This window comes from Vibrio splendidus, from assembly GCF_002873455.1.
In the GTDB taxonomy this organism is placed as follows: domain Bacteria; phylum Pseudomonadota; class Gammaproteobacteria; order Enterobacterales; family Vibrionaceae; genus Vibrio; species Vibrio splendidus_J.
The window spans coordinates 344,703-365,763 of sequence record NZ_MCUN01000009.1 but is presented as its reverse complement, the minus strand read 5'-3'; the positions used below and the strand labels follow the sequence as shown (position 1 = coordinate 365,763).

The window sequence follows — 21,061 nt, the reverse complement described above, 5'->3', positions numbered from 1 at the left end:
GACAAATGCTAGCAAAAGAAGCGCGAACTTTACGTTGCTTTACGTATTTGTACCATTCGTTACAAATAAAAAAGTATAATCTGCGATCTGACCATATTTTCAACAACTAATATTGACTCAACGAATGCATCCAACGCCTTATTCTATCGCTCAGGCATGCGTCCAAATAACATTTCAACAAAGCCAGTAATGCGCTGTTTGCTCTCGCTTGGCTCTAAATCAGGTTGGATACCAGACTGGGCTAATGCTTGCCATTGTACGACTGCAGAGTTAGGTACAAAAAACGCAATATACAAAGAGCCTTTCTCGGCGACCTTTCCGTCACCATCATAAAATGGCACCCCCGTTGAAAGCTTAATCGCATCAAAAATCGAGTCATCATTTAACTCTGATTCTTCGGCCAATCCAAAACCGACAACAACATCACCAACCGCACCATTTTGATTCAGTTGATAACCTTTCGAAGCGAGTTGATCTTCAATCACGTCACGCACCAGATCGGTCACTACGGTCTCATCATATTTTTGAGAAAGGTAAACCTGCTCTGATTCCGGATGCCATGAATACGTCATCACTCCGTGATTCATGAAATCAAAATCACCACTGGTGACCACACCATAATTGTGTGTTGGCGGTATTTCTTGTGTAGTACATGCTGTTAGTCCAATCGCTATCAAAGCCAATAATGCTGCTTTTTTTATGCTTTTTGTTGCACAAATGGATCGTTTTATCATTCGCGGCTTCCCTACCTATATAAGAATAAATATCAATTAACCTCCCAACATAAATAGTAATTATGTTAATAGAAAGGTCATTAAACGTTTGCGTAATCGCTAACCTTCACTTCTGCCCGTTTTGGGGGTTTAATCACAAAAACAGAGTTGGTATAGTCTACCTCGTTAAACATAACCAGACCATTCGAGGCACGGAGCTTCCTCAATCATCTCATGAAGAGAAGAATTGGTACCGACAAAGTATCGGCAAATTTAAGAGGGTCAAACAATGGAATTCAATATGGTTGAAATTTTAGGTTACGCGGCATCTATTATGGTCGCAATTTCATTAACAATGAAAGATATCGTTCGTCTGCGTGTCCTTAACTTTATTGGCTGTACTCTCTTTACAGCATACGGCGTTATGATTGACGCATGGCCAGTTGTCGCGACCAACGGTTTCATCGCTTGTGTAAACATCTACTTCCTTGCAAAAATGCAAAAGGAAAAAAAAACGGAAGCGATGAAAGCAGCGAAAGCTTAAATTAGCGATTAGCATTTCAAATATTTCTGAAAAAGCCCAAATAGAGCGATCTATTTGGGCTTTTTTGTATCTGTTATCTCAAGAGCATGATTCCAGCCTTTGAAGACATCGATTCTGTCAACTGATCACATGTAAGCAACGCGATACTCATTGTTTCGATACGTCTGAGTATTGTTACGTCCGCTCTCTTTTGCTTGATAAAGTGCTTTGTCAGCTTTCTCGATAGCCGTTTCAATATCAGTTAGCGCTCGAGCGTGACAACAACCAGCACTCATTGTAACAGGTGATACCAAACCTTGCAGTTGCTCAACACTTAGTCTTAGTGCCTCAGACAATTCGAATAACTCCCGTTCATCACAATCAAACGTCACCAGAACAAATTCTTCACCGCCATAGCGTGCAATCAAGCGACGACGATTAACAAATCTCTTGAGTGATTTTGCAACTTCACAGATAACCCTATCGCCTTGAGCGTGACCATATTGATCATTCACCCGTTTGAAATGGTCAATATCAAGCAAAATGACACCGACATTTGTTAGCGAATAAGGAGACCTTTGAGCAATTTTCAGCTTTAACTGCTCGATAAAACTCCGCCGGCTAGGAAGACCCGTGAGGTAATCGAGGCTCGCAACATCCAAGATTTTAAGATGACGATGCCGCAGGTAAAGCACCAACACAATGATGATGCTCAATAGGCTCACAACCAAAGTCATCAAACTAATGAACAACAAACTATGATTTTTATTGAGCTCTTGCTCTAAGATACCTGCGGAAATGACCCAATTCAGATAGGGGTAAAATTTATAGAAAACGTTTTTGTTGGTCATACCATCGTCACTCGAAACCGAATAGCTAAAATGACCTGCTGGTTGGGTTGCGATTCGATCAATAAGCAGTTCGGACGAGTAACCTATCAAGGCTTTCAATGACTTGTGTTCGTCATCAGGATGAAGCACTAAGTTACCCTGAAGATCAATGATGTACACATATCCGCTATCACCGAATGCGTACTTCCTCAGCTTATCTTTTAAGACTTCAAGATCGACCAAATACATCAACTCTTCTTTATAAGTCGTCGCGACCAATGTATTGCCACTCGGCAGCCTCATCGAATAAGAGACTTTGGCTCTGCGGTTTAATTCATGAGGGTTAGCGTGAAAGTATTCGATCATACCAGAATCGATACTGAGCTGTTTTTGGATATGTGTAAGATGTCCGCGCTTCTTACCTTGCAAGAAAGGATGGTAGAGGTGAACGCCTTGCGGCGACATCAAATAGATATAACCTGATTGTCCAATGTGCAGTTCACTTGCGATCTGGCTTACCTGTTCAATTTCTTGCTCCGGTGTGGCGTGCCATACATGAGAAGCAACGGTATCCGTAATTCCTTTGAGGTATGTATTTATCGCCTCATTAACTGTGGTATCGACAATATCGTAGCTCGCATTCACAATCGTTCGAAAAAAAAGCTGGTTGGATTCCAACAATGACCTTTCAGTTCGGTTAAATTGAAAGGCAGAAAGAATCATCGACACCATAGCGAGCGCAATGGAAAAACTAAGAATGTATTTACGTCTGACTTTCAAGATTACCTCATAGATTTATAATTTTAGGTAACGCTGTGACTTCACTTATATACAGACTGTTTTATATCATGGTTTTATTTTTTACTGAACGAGTGTCGATATTTTTGAGGGTTTCTATACGCAATCTGTGACTTATAGCAAAAACGCCGAACTGAATTCAGTTCGGCGTTTTAATTTTACGTTGAAGTTGATTACTTAAATTACACTAAAACCCTGATAAATAGACTTAAAAGCATTCGTATCTACTGACTATCACTGCGTTCTATTGTCTATAAATGGGTTACTTAGCACCAAATTAAGAACAAACCTGAGTCCAGCTACCATCGCTGCCCGGTTCAGAACTTGTCCACCAGTTCGCTTGGTAAATACTACCGTTATGAACCACTTGGTCACCAGTGTTTGCATGGCTTGGGTTACCCGCCCAATCTTTCTGAGGTAAGTCTGGGTAAACCGCTAAACCGGCTGTATCGCATGTACCTGGGTTTGTGCCACCATCGCCAGGGTTACCGCCACCTGAACTGATATCACCTAATGGTAGGTCTGGTTGCTCAAAGCTAAAGGCATAATCGATACCGTTCACGCTTACTGCATAGTTAGCAGGGCCTGAGATTGGCAAGTAATACACCATATCTAGCTCATACACACCACCAGCAGGAAGCTCTTCCCATGTAGGCAAAGTAAACGCCACTCGGTGCATGGTTCCATCTAATCCACCAATGTTATCCGCACGAGTATGACCCGAAGCAATCACAGTTAAACCACCACCCGATTGATCTTTTGCGTTATCAGGTGCTGACACTGGGATATCGAACTGGAACTCGGTACCGCCCGGAAGCGCTTGACCTGTGTTGTTTGTAAACGTGATCTTAGGATTGATTGGGTAGTTTTGGTCACCGACTTTGAAGCCACCAACCAATACCGTAATATCTAACGCTTCTGTAGGGACAGCGCTCGTCGCAACCTTGTTACCATATGGAGTCGCAGACTTAAACTTATCGTAGATAGCTTTCGTCATGGTGTTACCCATGTGGAACTCACCGTTACCGCTATTACACGCTTGTTCGGTCGTATCGATAGACGTTCGATTACCACTCGCATCGAGTACATAACAGTTATAATCTCCTGCTAGTTCCCAGAACATGATGCCGCCGATCTCTTTGTCGATAACGTAGTCTGCTTTCACATCAATAGACTGTTTATCTTCCGTTGAAAGGAATACGCCCTTCTCTGCATTCCACAACCAAGGAGCAACCGCCACGCTGTCATAGTTACGAGTGTAAGTACCAGCTAGAACATCAGATGGATCGTTTGCCGGATCAAGTTTGTAAGCCTCAGCGTAAGAACCCCAAATACCCTTCTCTAAGTTCTTAGCGTGCCACATTGGGTTAGAGCCAGCGCCCATTTCGTTGCCCTTCGGATCGGTATCGTGCCACATATTGTCGATACCAATTGCACCATGACCACAATTGTTCTTCTCACCTTCACCCGTACCTGCTGAACATTCAGCTTGGTTTGGAAGTGCAGCTCGGCCCCAAAGACCATTCTCGCCACCGGTTACACCTTGCCAACCACGTGTGTAATAAGGCACACCAATGTTAATACGACCTGCGGGCATAGAACCACGGAAGTAATGGTAAGCCCAATCGGTATTCAGATAACCGATACCGCCGTAAGCTGCAGTACCGTAAACGTTCCACTGTGCTAACTCTGAATCTTTACCTGTATCAAACAACGCAGCGTTGTGACCTACGTGATCGTTCCACGCACCGTGAAGGTCATAAGACATGATGTTCACGTAATCGAGATACTTAGTCACATCGAATGTTTCCATGCCGCGCAACAAGTAACCAGAAGAAGGTGCTGCGATCGTTAACATGTAATGATTACCGTCTTGCGCAGAGGCTGCATCAAGCTTCTCACGCAACACTTTCATCAACACTTGATAAGAAGCCCATAGGTATTGGCGACGCGGCTCCATGAAGTCTTTGTCATATGGGTTACCTGCGCCAGCCATAGAGGTTGGGTATTCATAATCGATATCTAAACCATCGAATTGGTATTTACGCAGCATTTCCACCGCGGAAGTGGCGAATGTTTCGATACCTTGATGGTTAATAGAACCGTCGGCGTTGGTCGTCATTGTGTAGAAACCACCATCAGCAACTCGGCTACCGTCAGTGACAAAGTGACCACCCGTTTCTGCCCAACCACCGATTGAGATTAAAGTCTTAACATCGTGTTTTTTCTTAGCTGTCGCTAATGCACCGAAGTGACCTTTGAAGCCTAATTCAGGATCGACTTCCACGCCCGGCCATTCTTTACCCACCGCTGCGTTCTCAGGATCGTTTACATCACCCACATTTACTTTGCCATCTGAACCGATGCTCACGAAAGCGTAGTTAATGTGTGTGAGTTGTTCCCAAGGGATGTCATTTACTAGGTAAGCAGCTTGTGGGTCGTCCCCTGCGCGCCAGCTAGTGAAGTAACCAATGACACGACGTGGGTGGTCCGCGCCCATTTTCTCACGGCCTTCATCATCGTAAATCGTACAGTAAGGAACATCGACACCTTGCGTTTGATACAAGCCATCAGGGCGACATGTACTCACTGTTGGAGCACCGTTCACTGTCAAAGATGCCAACGCAGAATCTGCAGTCGCACCTTGGTTGTCTGTTGCTTTCGCGTAAACCGCTAAAGAGCCGGCTTGAGTCGTTGTGTAATCTAATGTGTATGGGCTTGTCGCTGCTGTACCCACAAGGGCACCCGCTACGTAGAAATCAACCTTATCGACAGTGCCATCGCTGTCTGCTGCCGTTGCTGTAAAGGTGACGACACCACCAACATCCACAGATGTTGCTGAAAGGGCTACTGAAACTGTCGGCGCTTCATTACCTGGCTGTGTTGAATCAACAGAAACAGAAACCGCACTTGTAACACTTGCTGCGCCTTCATTGTCCGTTGCAACAACTGAAATCTGATGGTTACCAGACGTTGCAGCCCAAGCCGCTTCAAATGGTGCCGCTTTCACAACCGCAACCGAAGCACCATCAACAAAGAATTCTACTGAAGCAACACTGCCATCAGCGTCCAGTGCTGTTGCACTTAATACGACGTTATCACCCTCAACAATCACATCTGATGCCGTTGGCGCTGTTAACGAAGCCGTTGGTGCTTCATTTGGTGTCCCACCGCCTCCATTGCCGCTACACACATCGACTTTCTTCCATTGTGCGTAATCGCCTTCAAATTGGCTCGGGTTGTTATTTTGATTCCAGTAGTTTGCTGAGTACGCGCTGCCGTCATGTGAAACCTGATCACCACCGGTATATACAGTGGCAGAGTCCCACGTTTCTAACGTTGAGCAATCCACAGCCGCATAGCTATTGAACGCCATTAAGCATGACGCGGTGAGAGTACTGAGTGTAAAAACCTTCTTAGCCACTCTTCCTTGGTTTAGGTGCATGTTAGCTATCCCTTAAGTTGTTGTTTCAAGATGTTTAATTTAAATGGGACTTTACTCACCACTTAAATCTCTTCGCAAAACAACTGTAGGTAACAACGCAAATTTAACACCTAAAATATTCTCTATTTATAAAATGACTCGCATTAATTTGTTTATAGCATGCAATGAGTCGACACTTATTTTGCACCAACAACTAATATTAATTTATTTCGGAAAGCTAAAAAATAATGTCTCAAAAATCAGAAATGTGATTTGGATTCGATAAAGAAATTCGCATCAAAACTAACCAAAAAGTAGAGATTTACAGTCGATTTGGCTTTCTTTTTGGAATTCGCCCACCTTTTGATAACAAATGTGTTAGTATCTGCGGCTTTTTTGACGAACCTCACACTTCTATGTAAGTGTGGGAGAAATACATAGGCTTGAAAGAGCCAAATATAGCGAAGAAATAATGTCCAACTTGACGCAAGTCGCCAACGAAAACATCAACGCAGAAGCTACTTCTATCGATTTCAATAAAGCTCAATCTTTGGGTGAAAAACTGGAACTCGGAAACCCAGTATTTTGGCTTAGTGGGAGTTTTTTAACCCTCTTTGTCGTCCTCGCTTTCACCAACACCTCCGTGTTGTCCGAACTTGTTAACATCGGCTTTAGTTACTCAACTAAGTGGTTCGGTGCTTTCTGGCAAGTCCTACTACTACTCAACTTCATTATCGGCTTAGTGCTTGCACTAGGGCGCACAGGCCACGTTCGTTTAGGAACGCTTGCTTTCCCTGAAATGACCACCTTTAAATGGATGTCTATCGTCCTATGTACGCTGCTTGCCGGCGGTGGTGTGTTCTGGGCAGCGGCAGAGCCTATTGCTCACTTTGTTTCAGCTCCGCCTCTTTATGGCAACGCAGATCCGCAAGCGATGGCGTTCAACGCCCTATCACAATCTTTCATGCACTGGGGTTTCCTTGCATGGGCAATCTTAGGCGGTTTATCTTCTATCGTGTTAATGCACCTGCATTACGACAAAGGCCTTCCTCTTAAGCCTCGTACTCTGCTTTACCCAGTGCTTGGCGACAAAGCAATTAATAGCTGGATTGGTAACGTAGTCGACGCATGCAGCATCGTCGCTGTAGCCGCGGGTACTATCGGCCCTATTGGCTTCCTTGGACTACAAATCAGCTACGCTCTGAGCGAACTGTTTGGTATTTCAGACAGCTTTGCGACTCAAAGTGTTGTTATCGTATTTGCTATCGCAATGTACACGCTGTCTGCATTAAGTGGCGTAAACAAGGGCATCCAACTGGTTAGCCGTTACAACATCATCTTGTCTGTGTGCCTAATCGGCTACATCCTGCTAGTCGGTCCAACGAGCTTCATCATTGATGGCTACCTACAAGGCATAGGTGAAATGGTCGATAACTTCATCCCTATGGCGCTTTACCGACAAGACACAGCGTGGCTAGGTGGCTGGACGGTATTCTTCTGGGGTTGGTTCTTAGGCTATGGCCCGATGATGGCGATCTTTATTGCTCGTATCTCACGTGGCCGTACCATTCGCCAAATGATCGTTTCTATCAGCATCGTTGCACCACTAGTAACATGTTTTTGGTTCAGCATCGTTGGTGGTAGTGGTTTAGCATTTGAATTAGAGAACCCAGGCGTGATTTCTAGTGCGTTTGAAGGCTTTAACCTTCCAGCTGTTCTTCTAGCAATTACAGCGCAACTACCGTTCCCTACGTTGATTGCGATTCTGTTCCTTATCCTGACGACCACGTTCATCGTGACGACAGGTGACTCAATGACCTACACAATCAGCGTAGTAATGACAGGCACAACAGAGCCGAACGCAGCAGTACGTACCTTTTGGGGTATCATCATGGGTGCGGTAGCCATTGCACTTATCTCAATGGGCTCTGGCGGCATCTCTGCCCTACAGTCGTTCATTGTGATCACAGCCGTTCCTGTATCGTTCATCTTGTTACCGTGTTTATGGCACGCACCGAAGATCGCAAAACAGATGGCAAGAGATCAAGGTCTTGTTTAATACCTAATCCGATTTAGTATCGGTTAGCGTGTAAAACGAAAAAGCCACTCAAGTGATTCACCTGAGTGGCTTTGTTTTATCTGTTCGCTGCCTAATTGATTAGCTGATTAGCGTTTATATCGACTAATGCTTACTTCTAAAGATATTTCGGCTTATTGAAACTTCTCACCCGCAGCAACCATAAACGACATCTCAACCAACAGCTCTGGGTTTGCCAGTTCAGCTTTTACACATGCACGGCTTGGTGCGCTGCCTTCAGGGAACCACGAGTCCCACACTTCATTCAGTGCATCAAAGTTGGCGAAATCTGTTAGATAAATCGTCACCGACAATACGCGAGATTTATCGCTGTCGACCAAGCTCATCATTTCTTCAGCTTGATCAAAAATTTGCTGAACTTGGCTCTTAATTCCTGCAGATGTATCCGTCTCTGGTACTTCAACAAAACTTGCGATGCCATTAAATACAGTTACATCAGACCAACGTTTGGTCGGGTTAATTCTATGGATTTTCACGGGAGATTCTCTTCTTATAATTAGGATTTACGTCAGCGTAATCTAATCCAAATCGTGAGTATTGAAAACAAAAATTGGAAAGCTCGCAGTACCTCTTGAACAGCACTATCTCCCACTTATTTCGTCGGTTACCGACATCACTAGCTTCTCAGTTCATATCGAGACAATCAGTCGCCACCTATTAAATCTCTAGATAAATATATTAAGTATTATTCTCAACGCGAAATTTAATCTAAAGTCTTGCGGTCATATTCAGGGATTTTATTAAATGGAGTACTTTTATGCATGTTCAAACCTATGATTTAAAACAGAGTAATGTGGGATATAACCTTGGTGTGATTGGCGTAGCATTAGTGCTCGCTTGGATTGGTATTTACAAGTTTACGCCAACCGAAGCGATGCTCATTGAACCGCTAATCGCAAATCATCCTGCAATGAACTGGCTTTATAATCTGTTCTCAGTACAAGCGGTGTCTAACATGGTGGGTGGCGCGGAGATTATTGTCGCGATTGGACTGATCGTTGGATTTAAGAAGCCGACAGTAGCATTCTATTCAGGCATTGCAGCAGCGGCTATCTTTGTTGTGACACTCAGCTTTCTAATTACAACGCCAAATGCTTGGAAAGTATCAGATGGCATCTTAGTCACTAACTTCTTCCTAGTGAAAGATATTCTATTTTTGGCGATCGCGATTAGCGTAATCGAACGTAATAAACCTCAGAAGTAACCGTAAATCTATAAGCGGCCGTAAACCTAGAATTAACCTTAAAACTTGAAATAAAAGGCTCGAAGCTGGCTAGAAGGACGCTGCCAGCTTCTAATGTATTGTTACTTTTTTACTTTTTATGAGTTTCATGGTTAAAACACTGTCTAGTCACCAAACCCCATTTTTCGTCCTGATACTGGTCTTCAACGTAGTTACCTGAGGTGTAGTCATTAACAACCTCTCTCCAGAACTTAACGGCATATTCGGCACCCAGCACTTGCTTGATCTCCCAACTGCCTTTTAGGTGTTCAAATAGTTCACAGATAAACTTCTTCCCTACTTTGTTTTTTCGAAAATAAGGCACCACATAGAAGTCGCAAATCTCAAACTCGTTTGGCGTTTTGGTTTCAATGGCTGTTAATGCAGCAGGAACACCGTCAATGTAGAGTAGATAACCAGTCACGGTATCACCAAGTGTCGGGTAAATATCAAACAAGCCGTACTCATCGGGTTTATCTCCGATGATCTTTGAAAACTCAGCCGCATACCCTTGATATAAATTCGCATATACCTGCTGATTACCACTATAGACTGTCACAATATTCATAAACTGATCTCTGTATTGTTTCGCACCACAATTGGTGTGAGCTCATCTCGTCTGAATCTATTATCTCATTGATCATAGGACAAATAATAAATATTAAACAGTTACTTAAGTAGATAACGCCTTACGATAATAATTAGCATCTTGATGTTCTCCTTTGAACACCGCGTAGTTCTCTACATGCTCGATTAACTCAAAGCCTGTATTGGATAAGATTTTATTTGACCCGACATTACCCACTAACGCATAGGCATCAACATATTTAAGGGAAGAGTTCTCAGCCAAGTAGATAAGTAACTTCCTCACCGCGTTGGATGCAATACCTTTAGAAGCAAATGCGTGACCTACTCGATAACCTAGTTCTCCACTTTCAGCGTTCTGGTCGATATCACGAACATTGATTCGCCCACAAATAGTGCTATTAGCGTTTTTGATCAACATAGGAATCATCTCGCCATTGTCATACTCTGTTAGAAAGCTCGTGACTTGCTCTGTAACACCTGCAATAGAATAGAACCCATCATCCCGCGCAGGAACAAATTGCTCGAACCACTCTCTATTTTCAACTTCAAACTCCAATAAAGCACTGACATCGCTTGGCTGAAGTAAATGTAAAAATACACCCATAATCAATACTCTGTCGCTTATCTAAAAAGTCGCACCTTATGATTCATACAGCTCAGCTTGTCTTATGAAACTAAGGTAAATCTCTTAACTTCTTAGCCGGGTTGCCTGCATAGATACCTTTTTTGGTGATGTCTTTGGTCACCACACTGCCCGCGCCGATTACCACCCCTTCACAAATGCTGACAGACAACACTGTCGCATTCGAACCAATAGTAACGTTATCAGCGATAACAGTTCGTCCCCAACTGTCTGGGTTTGGATCTGGTTTGCCATCTTTAAACAAGTCATTCGCGAACATCACACCGTGCCCAACAAAGCAGTCACTTCCGATCGTCACATACTCGCAAATAAAGGTATGAGATTGAATCTTACTTCTCGCGCCTATCACCGAGTTTTTTTGAATCTCAACAAAGGGGCCAATGAACACATCATCTTTAAGCTCACAACCATACACATTAGATGGTTCGATGATAGTGACATTATCACCACACGTAACATCAATAATCTGCGCCTTTAAAACTCTAGGACTTGCCATACTTCCTCTCTACATTGGCGTCACCATTCAACCTAAGCGATTGTGCCGTAGCCATTAAAGTGCAGCAAATAGAGATGTTGAGAGTTGGCAGTGGATCAAACATTCCACGAGTCTGTTTACTAAAACAACCCAACCAGCAAAACTGACAATAACACTGCACTGATAAAACTAGGGGCATGAAATGGGCGAGCTTTAGATTTTACGTACTCTTTCTGAAGCTCTTCTTGGTAAGTTTTGACAGCAAGTTCTTTTACGTAGTTATTTTGCATAATAAGCTCCTTTTCAATGAGTAAAAGAAGCTTAAGACTTGAAGTTAGGTTGAGGTAAAGCAAAAATTCAGATTAATTGAACACTTTAGTTTTGTCACTCTAGGATTACCCTGAACACATCGTTATTCACACCGCCAACATCCACTAACTCTCCCGGCTTCATAACAAGTGAAGCGTTTAGTTGTCGTGTTGAACGCTGCTCTTTCTTTTCTCGAATCACTAACATATCTACAAAGTAGCCTGAGTTTTGCTTTGATATTGAGCCCGAGAAAGTAACACTCTCCTTTCTATTGGCTAGCACCGAACTAAATGTTTTATCCTCTAAAACACCTGCAGAGATGGATGTATCACCATAAAATAGCGTGATGGTTGTTGGGTCGGGTACCAACTCTTGATTGGACGAACACCCTATTAGGGTAAGGCATAGCAGTAAGATGGCTCGAAGTTGCATAAGCTGGTTTTCTTTATTACGTTAAGCGTCTGTTTTTCATATTAAAACACTTCAACCTTATAAATACCATATTTACGGGATAAGCTTAGGTGTGTCGCTTCGATGGACTTGAGTAATGAGGTGAACGGATCAGATCACGGCCTGTTGAGTTTGCTCCCTGTTTGGAAACTAAAGCCGAGATCTGATCGATATTATCGAGAAGGATTCAATTGATTTAAGCAACCACGTCTTGTGGAGGCGTGCCTTCACAATTAGAAACGACAGCATCAATTTGCACTAAAGCATTCATTGGAATGTCTGAAACCCCTACTACCGTTCTTGCAGGCAGCTCAGCATTAAAGAATGCGGTGTAGATTTCGTTTACCGCATCAATATCTGAAATATCCTTAAGTTGAATATTAATTTTCACCGTATCGTCCATGCTATGGTCAACACTTTCAATTATCGCCTTAATATTTTTTAAACATTGTTCAGCTTGCTCTTTTACACCACCAGCAACAATTTCATTTGTTTTCGGGTCTACAGGTAATTGACCTGAAATATGATTGTAGTGAGAGAAAGCAACAGTATGCGAATAAGGCATGAATGGTGCTGCAACAGTATTATTGGTTTCAATAACCAGTAAGCGGGTGTCTTCTGGTAATTGCGGCGGTGTACCGTCGCCATGTGAAACGGATGTATCAATTTGAATTAAAGCACCCATTGGTAATTCAGCTGCGTTAACAACAGTACGAGCAGGAACGTAGCTTGGGAAGAATTTAGCACATACTTCATTTACCACTTCCGCATCTGCGATATTTTTTACGTAGATAGTCGTTTTAACCACATCATTCATGACATGTCCGATGCTTTCTAAAATAGCTTTAATGTTTGATAGACATTGGGCCGTTTGCGCTTCGATACCACCATCAACCAACTCACCTGTGGTTACATCTATCGGTAACTGAGCTGAAAGATTGTTGTAGTGAGAAAAAGCCGCAGTCTGCGTGGACACAGCACTTTGAGGCGCATTATCAGTATTTCTTGATACCTTAACTAGTGCGCAAGGTGCTTGTGGTTTAGTGCCTTCGCCGTTTGAAATAAGAGCATCCATTTGAACTAAAGCGTCACTGTTCGGCAACGCAGCGACACCCACGACGGTACGTGTCGGAAGGCTGTTGTGGAAGAAGCTTTTGTAAACTTCATCGATAGCAGCAACATCAGCAATATTTTTAACGAAGATATTAATCTTCACAACATCATCCATAACATGATCGATACTTTCAACAATAGCTTTAATATTATTTAAGCATTGTGTTGCTTGGTCTTTAATATCACCGATTACGACTTCACCTGTTTTAGGATCAATAGGTAATTGCGCTGAAAAGTTATTATAATGAGAAAAAGCGACCGTTTGTGTAGATACAGAATTAATTGGTGCGTTTTCAGTATTTCTTGAAATTTTAATGATATCGCTACTCATCGGAATTATCCTTTTAATAAAATAGGCATACGTATTTATATTTAACAATCGTATTTGAAAGAATGATTAAAGTAGCGCTACTTTAATTTAATTATTTGAAGAGAAACGTGATAACAGTCAGGCTATCACTTAACCATAAATCAGGGAGTTACAGAATAATTAGTCACAACACGACTAATTATCCGCAATAATAGGGCGAAACGAGTAATAAATTCTCTTTATCTTTTGATATATTCAACAATCATGAATACTCACTCAGATAAAGAGATGGATAACTTTCTAAGTTTAGAAAAGATTTGATAGGTTGTTCACATTAAAAGTCCTCAAATCCTCTTACTAGACTAATTATTGAGCTAACTATCTTATATACGTGCATAAACTCTTAGGTTGCTTAACTAATTATTTTAGAGGGCTGATATTATATAAACACATTAATAATATATTCGAAAATCGAATACCAGCAGACTAATATTACCTACCATTAGATACATTTACTTATCTTGCTTAACAAGGGAATGTGCTCGTTCGTGGTATCCGGAGAGTCAATCCACTAAACGCCACCCCAAATTTCAAAATTTCAGCGTTGAATACCTAAGAAGTTAGACCACTTATCTTTTACTTCCGGTGTTAAATCTAACGTAAATTCGTAGCCTAAATGATTTTCACGAGTGACCTCAAACCCCAGGTGCTTGTGAAACTGCACCGATAACTCATTGAGGCGTAGGACATTGCTCACTAAAACAGTTGAGTGGTTGTTTTTAAGTTGATCGGCAATGGAACGAAACAAGAAAAGGAATGCCGCCTTACTTCGATAGTTTGGATGCACCACAAACATAGGCACAAACCACTGACCATCTCCTAAATCACGTAATGTTACATAACCAATTAATTTGTCTTGTCGACGATACTCAAACAACAACCCCTGCTCAATTGATTCAGCACGTGATGCCAAATAAACATCTCTTTCGATCGGAAACCCAGCTGCTTTAGAAATTGACTCCAACGTGAGCATATCTAGTTCCAAATACTCTTCCATCATTACCTTCTCAGCCAATATCTTACTGGCGAAACTTTCCAAGTATTAAGTATCATTGCAACTCATTTGTTCTACTGGAACTCAAAGAAGTTGAAGAACAAAGCAAGCAATAAAAGCGGGTAAACCAGCGATGAACAACACTAGCCCTGTGTGGTAGTTCATTCGGTAGTGTTCTTGTTGGTCTTTATCAAAATCATGGCCTTCGACCATTTTGTAGACTTTATCTGTTATAGGGTCATCAAGACGTGTGGTCTTACTATGAACACCACCTTCCCACATTAACTTGGCTAGAACCCAAATGACGATAACCACAAAAAACATGAAGTCGACGAGTCTTGTCGTGGCAAAGAAAGGAAAAAACTGAGGTAAGGCTAAAACAACCAATGCTGCCGTTAGATTAATTAATGCTACTTTCTTCAATAAATCGAGCAAGAGAACTCCTAGAAAATGTCTGTAAATTAAGCTTTCCTGACGAGAGAAAAGCAACGACTAAACAGATATTTATAAAATAAACACTTCTCGATCAACCAAAAGATATACGTGATATCGCACAACATGAAATACCGCACGTTTCGGAACATAAATATTGAGTAAAGGCTAAACAGCTCTTGGAGTAGTATTGAAGTGGCGCTTAAATTCGCGGCTGAATTGGGATGGGCTCGAGTAGCCGACTCGGCGAGCAGCATCGCTGATGCGAAGGCCTTCTAGCTGAATCAGTTCTTTGGCTTTGTTGAGTCTTACCTTCTTCAAATATTGAAGAGGTGATTCAAAGGTGACATTGCGGAATGCATTGTGGAAGGCAGACACGCTCATGTTAGCTTCATCGGCAAGCGATTGAACAGTGATGGTTTGGTCATACTCTTCATGCACTTTAGACAGCGCTTTAGCGACACGTGCATAGTGTCCGTCATGATGAGCTAAATCAAACAGCACACGCCCTTCTGAACCGGTTAATGCGCGGTAGACAATCTCGCTGACCATGGCATCACCCAATATGTTGGCTTCAATGTCACAATGTAGAGTTTTGACCAATCGAGTAAAGCTCCCCAGCATTTGCTCTTCCATTGGCGCCGATTCTAAGCCGCTCGAATTCTGCTTGTGCTTGTTGCAGTAGCTCTCTAGAAAGCCTTGGTCTTCCAACTTTTTGACTAAGCTATGCAAGCGCTGAGAATCGATGCTTATCGACAAACCAAGCAATGGTTCGCCATTTACAGGCAAGGCTTCGCACTCCAATGGCATTGGCACGCCTACCACAAGGTAATCACCAGCAGCGTAAGTAACGGGTCTGTCGCCAATGTAGATGTTCTTTTTGCCCTGCCCGAGCATGATAATACCCGACTGGTAAGTGAATGGCTGACGCTGATTCCCGCCACTGCTTCTATACAACCACACACCGCCAATTTCAGTTTCTCTGATCCCTTCAAGATCATCCCAACCTTTGTGTTCTACATAAGACTGTAACAACTGCGCGAGTGTTTTCATAAGTGGCGACTTTCCATTCCAAGTGCTAAGAGTAATTAAGCTAAAGCAGAGAAAGAATATCAACTTTGTAGAAATAGGCAATTTATTTGGAGGATCAGCTCTTCATCACCCTAGATTACTGTACTAATATGCAAATATAGAAATTGAGCAATCAACTAAAATAACAAATTGAGCTTTACACAAGGAATCTCTAATGCAATTCACTTATGTTAACCCTACAGTTATCCACTTCGGCCAAGGCCAAATCAACGCTATCAACCAAGCGGTTGATACTTCGAAGAAAGTACTAGTCATCTACGGTGGCGGTTCAATCAAAAGCAACGGTGTTTACGACCAAGTTGTCGCTTCTCTAAAGGATCACGCTTGGATTGAGTTCGCTGGTGTTGAAGCTAACCCAACCAAAGAGACGCTAGATAAAGCCGTCGCTCTTGTTAAAGAAGAAAACGTAGAGTTCATTATCGCTGTTGGCGGTGGTTCAGTAATCGACGGTTCTAAGTACGTTGCTGCGGCGGCTAAATACGACGGCGACGGTTGGGATATCCTAGCGGGTAAACACCAAGTAACAGAAGCGACACCAATTGGTGCGGTACTGACACTTCCTGCGACAGGTTCTGAATCTAACATGGGTGCGGTAATCACTCGTAAAGAGACTCAAGAGAAACTGGCATTCATGAACCCTGCGGTACAGCCTAAATTTGCGGTTATGGACCCAGACGTAATGAAGTCTCTGCCAGAGCGCCAACTGATCAACGGTCTAGTTGATGCATGGGTTCACGTATGTGAGCAATACATCACAATGCCAACAGACGCGATGGTTCAAGACGGTTACGCAGAAACACTGCTTAAGAACCTACTTGTACTGGGTAAGCAATACGACGAGCGTGACAACGACGCATGGCGTGCAAACCTAATGTGGACTGCAAACCAAGCGCTTAACGGTCTGATTGGTACTGGCGTTCCTCAAGATTGGGCAACACACATGATTGGCCATGAGTTCACAGCACTATGGCACGTAGACCACGCGCGTTCTCTTGCGATTGTTCAACCTTCACTACTTCGTAACCAAATCGAAGCGAAGCGTGGCAAGCTAGAGCAAATGGGTCGTAACGTATTTGGCCTAGAAGCGGGTACTGATTTAGCCGAGCGTACAATCGCTGCAATCGAAGCCTTCTACCACAGCCTAGACGTTCCAACCATGTTCGACGGTTACGAAGCAACGAAAGCGGCAGCAATCGACAACGTTGTTGCTCAACTTGAATCACACGGTTACCTGCAACTTGGCGAAAACCAAGCAATCACGCCAGAGAAAACGCGTGAGATTTTAGAGTCTGCTATTCACTAAGAATTGCTAAAGTAGAGAGAAAGCAAAGGCAATGGTCACACAAAGATGATTTTTCACATCTGACTGAACCCATTACTTATTTCTTTCGTACAAACAAAGCAGCGTTCATTTTGGGCGCTGCTTTTTAATTTGCCCTACAAGACGCTATTAAATTCTCATAAGTCCTTAATTTTATGTGCATTCAGATTTCTATATTGGTAAGGTAAACCTGTCTCTTTACTAGGTATGAACAACGATTTGAACAATCTCAAGGAAATGGTTAAGTTTAAGTCACTTAACAAGTGGTATGGTGATTTTCATGCCCTAAAGGATATCGATTTAAATATTGAACAAGGAGAGATAGTGGTGATTTGCGGGCCATCAGGTTCGGGTAAATCAACCTTAATCCGTTGTATCAATCAGCTAGAACCTTTCGAAAGTGGCGAGCTTTGCGTGTTAGAACAAGTGCTTCCGAGTAAATTCAACACACCTGGCCAAGTCGGAATGGTGTTTCAGCATTTTCATTTATTCCCCCATCTTACCGTGCTCGAAAACCTGACTCTGTCGCCGATTCGTACGCTTAAAAAAAGCAAACGAGAAGCTGAGAAGATTGCAATGCACTATCTCGAGCGCGTACACATCGCAGAACAAGCCAATAAATACCCTGTGCAACTTTCGGGCGGACAGCAACAACGCGTGGCCATTGCCCGTTCACTGTGTATGAAGCCTGAATTACTGTTGTTCGACGAGCCAACTTCAGCGCTTGATCCGGAGATGATCAACGAGGTGCTCGATGTGATGGTTGAACTGGCGAGCGAAGGCATCACAATGGTTTGTGTGACTCACGAAATGGGCTTTGCCAAACAAGTAGCCGACCGCGTTATCTTCATGGATGAAGGACAAATTGTGGAATCTAATACTCCACAAGCGCTCTTTGAAAACCCTCAACATGAACGTACTCAAGCGTTCCTAAATCAGATCCTGACTTATTAATGTTGATTCGAATTATTAAACCCGCCCTATCCGCTTTGGTACAAATTATTGTACTGGTGGCTGCCGTTGTTTGGATTCTCGATTCTGGCGCACAAACTATGGGTTACAGCTGGCAATGGGAGCGCGTACCGGACTATATTGCTTTCTATGAAGATGGTGAATGGTGGCCTGCAGAATTAGTTGAAGGGCTACTGGTTACCATTAATATCTCATTGATTTCTTTGGTCGCTACGCTGATTATTGGTTTAACGACAGCGCTATTGAGAAACTCAAACTCTGTTGTGGGACGCACCTTAGCCACCAGCTATGTTGAGTTGATTCGTAATACGCCGTTATTAGTACAAATTTATTTGCTCTATTTTGTGTTTGGTCCTGTATTGGGGCTGGATCGTTTTAGCACTGCCGTTTTAGCCTTGGCGCTGTTCCAAGGTGCTTACACCGCCGAGATATTCCGTGCTGGTTTAAATGGTATTGCGAGAGGGCAATTTGAAGCCGCGCAATCTTTGGGCTTATCAAAGACCTATACTTATTGGGATGTGATTCTTCCTCAGGTAATACAACGTACGTTGCCACCTTTGACGAATGAAGTAATCTCTCTTATTAAAAACTCTTCAATTGTGAGTGTCATGGCTATTTTTGACCTGACGACTGAAGCCAGAAACATCGTTTCTGAAACCGCGATGCCATTCGAGATTTGGTTCTCTGTGGCGATTATTTACCTTGCTCTTACACTTTCACTTTCTGCCGTTGCTGCTTGGCTCGAGCATAAGCTCGGAGCTAACTGGCGAACACAATAAGGATTTATCAGCATGAAGCTATTTAAAACCGCGATTACAGCCCTGCTTGCGCTTGCCGTAAGTTTGCCTGCACTTGCTTCTGACACGCCTAACCTCGACAAAATCAACGAACGTGGTTCACTGCGGGTCGGCATGTCGACATTTGTTCCGTGGGCAATGCGTAACAAACAAGGCGATCTTGTTGGCTTTGAAATCGACGTGGCGAAACGCCTTGCCGAAGATTCAGGTTGGAAAGTCGAATTTGTTCCTACGGCATGGGACGGAATCATCCCCTCTCTATTATCAAAGAAATTTGATGTGATCATCGGCGGTATGTCTATTACTGAAGCGCGAGCTAAAAGCGTACTGTTTACTGAACCTTATTCTCACTCTGGTGTTCAACTGGCTGCAAACAAGGAGTTAGCTGAAGGTTTTACTCAGATCTCTGATTTTGATTCTCGCCGCGTAAAAATTGCCGCTCGTCGTGGTGCATTCACAGTTCAAGTAGCTCGTGAAACCTTCCCTAAAGCGAAAGTTCTACAGTTCGATGACGATGCTCAAGCGTTCCAAGAAGTGTTAAACGGCAACGCACACGCAGTTATCGCGTCTAGCCCGAAACCAGAGCACGAAGCGATCAAAAACGCAGACACCTTATTCATTCCATTTGAAGAGCGTTTATCGAAAGGTAACGAAGCATTCGCGGTTCGTTTGGGTGAAACTGACAAGGCTGAGTTCTTCAACGAGTGGATCAAAGCTCGTACTGAAGACGGTTGGCTTAAAGAGCGTTACGAATACTGGTTCTCTACTTTAGATTGGCAAGACCAAATCGCTCAAGGTCAGTAATCAGAACTTTTGCTACTGAATCAAGGCAGTGCGGCGTATGTACTGCCTTCTCATCGGCAACTTGATTCGTTTTATTGATTATCTAAAACTCAAAAAATCCACTAATTATTATTGTTTGAACAGGAATGACGTGAGTAGTACTAGCGCATTAACAACACCTAAGCCCAACATTCATATCAAGCCTTGGTATCAACGCCTTACTCTTTTAGATGGCGTGTTACTCGCTGCTATTTGTGTATTTGCTGGCTGGCTTTATTATCGTTCGGCGGTTGGTATCAACTACCATTGGCGATGGGAAGATGCGTTTACCCTAATTTTTATTCCGCCTTCTCAAGGCAGTATTCCCTACTTTTTTCAAGGCTTGATCGCAACGCTGCGCTTAAGTTTGTGGAGTATGGTGTTAGCACTTTCTTTTGGCACATTATTAGGTGTGGCAAGACATTCAAAGATCGCTTTTTTCAAAACACCGGCATTGATTTTCATTCAGTTGGTCCGCAATATTCCGCCACTGGTGTTTGTCTTTATCTTTTACTTTTTTGTTTCTAATCAGCTGATCCCACTGCTTGGTTTAGAAAGCATCTTGCGTGAACATAACGGCGACATTAACGCTGTTCAAGAGTTCCTTTTCGGCCCTGCTAACCTTTGGGAAAACTTAGCCTCAGGTGTTATTTGTATTGGCTTGCTCTCTTCTGCTTATATTGCTGAAGTGATTAGAGCTGGCTTAGAAGGTATTCCTAAAGGCCAATGGGAAGCGGCGGATTCACTCGGCTTATCTGCGTTGTCTAAGTATCGATTTGTGGTTGGCCCACAGGTACTAACTGCCATCACGCCACCATTGGCAGGCCAAACAATCTCTTTAGTTAAAGATACGTCTATTGTCTCGCTGATTTCCATCCAAGAGATGACCTTTGTTGGCACTGAGATGGCAAACTCTTCAGGTTTAATCTTCGAGATATGGCTAATTGTGGGTGCCGTTTATTTTGCTTTATGCTTTGCACTTTCTCGCTTATTCAAAGTGATTGAGCAGCGTTCTAGCGCTTACCTAAACCAGCAGTAACACCATTAATCAAAAGTACTTACTCGCCCGATCATT

21 protein-coding genes are annotated in these 21,061 nt (G+C 43.0%); 8 read left to right on the top strand and 13 right to left on the bottom strand.

What is annotated here, in order from left to right:
• Nucleotides 1-143: 143 nt before the first annotated feature.
• On the bottom strand, nucleotides 144-734 hold the full coding sequence (locus BCU75_RS08675; RefSeq protein WP_102473557.1) for a DUF4136 domain-containing protein: 591 nt from the start codon (nucleotides 732-734) through the stop codon (nucleotides 144-146).
• Between the two features lie 268 nt (nucleotides 735-1,002).
• Here BCU75_RS08675 and BCU75_RS08670 point away from each other — a divergent pair, with 268 nt between their 5' ends.
• Nucleotides 1,003-1,257: a YgjV family protein gene (locus BCU75_RS08670; protein ID WP_010430226.1), complete on the top strand. Its 255-nt coding sequence runs from the start codon at nucleotides 1,003-1,005 to the stop codon at nucleotides 1,255-1,257.
• Between the two features lie 125 nt (nucleotides 1,258-1,382).
• Here the strand turns inward: BCU75_RS08670 and BCU75_RS08665 are convergent, their stop codons facing one another.
• Nucleotides 1,383-2,846, bottom strand: a complete 1,464-nt coding sequence (locus BCU75_RS08665) for a sensor domain-containing diguanylate cyclase (protein ID WP_102473556.1) — start codon at nucleotides 2,844-2,846, stop codon at nucleotides 1,383-1,385.
• 295 nt (nucleotides 2,847-3,141) lie between these two features.
• Entirely contained in the window at nucleotides 3,142-6,309 is a 3,168-nt protein-coding gene (locus tag BCU75_RS08660; RefSeq protein WP_102473555.1) for a chitinase C-terminal domain-containing protein, read from the bottom strand.
• Nucleotides 6,310-6,760: 451 nt separating this feature from the next.
• Between BCU75_RS08660 and BCU75_RS08650 the strand changes: the two genes are divergently transcribed.
• Complete coding sequence (locus tag BCU75_RS08650; protein WP_102467253.1) at nucleotides 6,761-8,347, top strand: BCCT family transporter; 1,587 nt, start codon at nucleotides 6,761-6,763, stop codon at nucleotides 8,345-8,347.
• 152 nt (nucleotides 8,348-8,499) lie between these two features.
• Here the strand turns inward: BCU75_RS08650 and BCU75_RS08645 are convergent, their stop codons facing one another.
• Nucleotides 8,500-8,862: a RidA family protein gene (locus tag BCU75_RS08645; protein WP_017632780.1), complete on the bottom strand. Its 363-nt coding sequence runs from the start codon at nucleotides 8,860-8,862 to the stop codon at nucleotides 8,500-8,502.
• 281 nt (nucleotides 8,863-9,143) lie between these two features.
• Here BCU75_RS08645 and BCU75_RS08640 point away from each other — a divergent pair, with 281 nt between their 5' ends.
• Nucleotides 9,144-9,590 (top strand): DUF417 family protein, encoded by a 447-nt coding sequence (locus BCU75_RS08640; RefSeq protein WP_017108085.1) that lies wholly within the window; start codon nucleotides 9,144-9,146, stop codon nucleotides 9,588-9,590.
• 109 nt (nucleotides 9,591-9,699) lie between these two features.
• Here the strand turns inward: BCU75_RS08640 and BCU75_RS08635 are convergent, their stop codons facing one another.
• From BCU75_RS08635 to BCU75_RS08600, 9 genes are all read right to left on the bottom strand, one after another.
• A complete protein-coding gene (locus BCU75_RS08635) occupies nucleotides 9,700-10,176 on the bottom strand; it encodes a GNAT family N-acetyltransferase (RefSeq protein WP_102473554.1) in 477 nt (158 codons plus the stop codon).
• Between the two features lie 105 nt (nucleotides 10,177-10,281).
• The gene (locus BCU75_RS08630; protein ID WP_102473553.1) at nucleotides 10,282-10,800 is read right to left on the bottom strand and encodes a GNAT family N-acetyltransferase; all 519 of its coding nucleotides are present in this window, start codon (nucleotides 10,798-10,800) and stop codon (nucleotides 10,282-10,284) included.
• 70 nt (nucleotides 10,801-10,870) lie between these two features.
• A complete protein-coding gene (locus BCU75_RS08625; RefSeq protein ID WP_102473552.1) occupies nucleotides 10,871-11,335 on the bottom strand; it encodes an acyltransferase in 465 nt (154 codons plus the stop codon).
• A gap of 119 nt (nucleotides 11,336-11,454) precedes the next feature.
• Nucleotides 11,455-11,604, bottom strand: a complete 150-nt coding sequence (locus BCU75_RS24375; protein WP_198593406.1) for a hypothetical protein — start codon at nucleotides 11,602-11,604, stop codon at nucleotides 11,455-11,457.
• A 94-nt stretch (nucleotides 11,605-11,698) separates the two neighbouring features.
• Entirely contained in the window at nucleotides 11,699-12,055 is a 357-nt protein-coding gene (locus BCU75_RS08620) for a hypothetical protein (RefSeq protein WP_102473551.1), read from the bottom strand.
• Nucleotides 12,056-12,269: 214 nt separating this feature from the next.
• Nucleotides 12,270-13,517 carry a RidA family protein gene (locus tag BCU75_RS08615; RefSeq protein ID WP_102473550.1) on the bottom strand — a complete coding sequence of 416 codons (1,248 nt, stop codon included), beginning with the start codon at nucleotides 13,515-13,517 and terminating at the stop codon, nucleotides 12,270-12,272.
• A 577-nt stretch (nucleotides 13,518-14,094) separates the two neighbouring features.
• A complete protein-coding gene (locus tag BCU75_RS08610; RefSeq protein WP_241905364.1) occupies nucleotides 14,095-14,556 on the bottom strand; it encodes a GNAT family N-acetyltransferase in 462 nt (153 codons plus the stop codon).
• Nucleotides 14,557-14,634: 78 nt separating this feature from the next.
• On the bottom strand, nucleotides 14,635-14,985 hold the full coding sequence (locus tag BCU75_RS08605; protein ID WP_102473549.1) for a hypothetical protein: 351 nt from the start codon (nucleotides 14,983-14,985) through the stop codon (nucleotides 14,635-14,637).
• A 165-nt stretch (nucleotides 14,986-15,150) separates the two neighbouring features.
• Nucleotides 15,151-16,035 carry an AraC family transcriptional regulator gene (locus tag BCU75_RS08600; protein WP_102473548.1) on the bottom strand — a complete coding sequence of 295 codons (885 nt, stop codon included), beginning with the start codon at nucleotides 16,033-16,035 and terminating at the stop codon, nucleotides 15,151-15,153.
• Between the two features lie 193 nt (nucleotides 16,036-16,228).
• On the opposite strand from BCU75_RS08600, the gene BCU75_RS08595 reads away from it, so the two are divergent.
• The 5 genes from BCU75_RS08595 (at nucleotide 16,229) to BCU75_RS08575 (ending at nucleotide 21,025) form a co-directional block, all read left to right on the top strand.
• On the top strand, nucleotides 16,229-17,377 hold the full coding sequence (locus BCU75_RS08595; protein ID WP_102473547.1) for an iron-containing alcohol dehydrogenase: 1,149 nt from the start codon (nucleotides 16,229-16,231) through the stop codon (nucleotides 17,375-17,377).
• Between the two features lie 225 nt (nucleotides 17,378-17,602).
• Nucleotides 17,603-18,349, top strand: coding sequence for an amino acid ABC transporter ATP-binding protein (locus BCU75_RS08590; protein ID WP_017078274.1), 747 nt, complete (start codon nucleotides 17,603-17,605; stop codon nucleotides 18,347-18,349).
• Nucleotides 18,349-19,146: an amino acid ABC transporter permease gene (locus BCU75_RS08585; protein ID WP_102473546.1), complete on the top strand. Its 798-nt coding sequence runs from the start codon at nucleotides 18,349-18,351 to the stop codon at nucleotides 19,144-19,146. The genes BCU75_RS08590 and BCU75_RS08585 overlap by 1 nt, the downstream gene beginning before the upstream one ends.
• Before the next feature lie 12 nt (nucleotides 19,147-19,158).
• On the top strand, nucleotides 19,159-19,968 hold the full coding sequence (locus BCU75_RS08580; RefSeq protein ID WP_076677046.1) for a transporter substrate-binding domain-containing protein: 810 nt from the start codon (nucleotides 19,159-19,161) through the stop codon (nucleotides 19,966-19,968).
• A gap of 130 nt (nucleotides 19,969-20,098) precedes the next feature.
• A complete protein-coding gene (locus tag BCU75_RS08575) occupies nucleotides 20,099-21,025 on the top strand; it encodes an amino acid ABC transporter permease (protein ID WP_102473545.1) in 927 nt (308 codons plus the stop codon).
• Nucleotides 21,026-21,061: the final 36 nt, after the last annotated feature.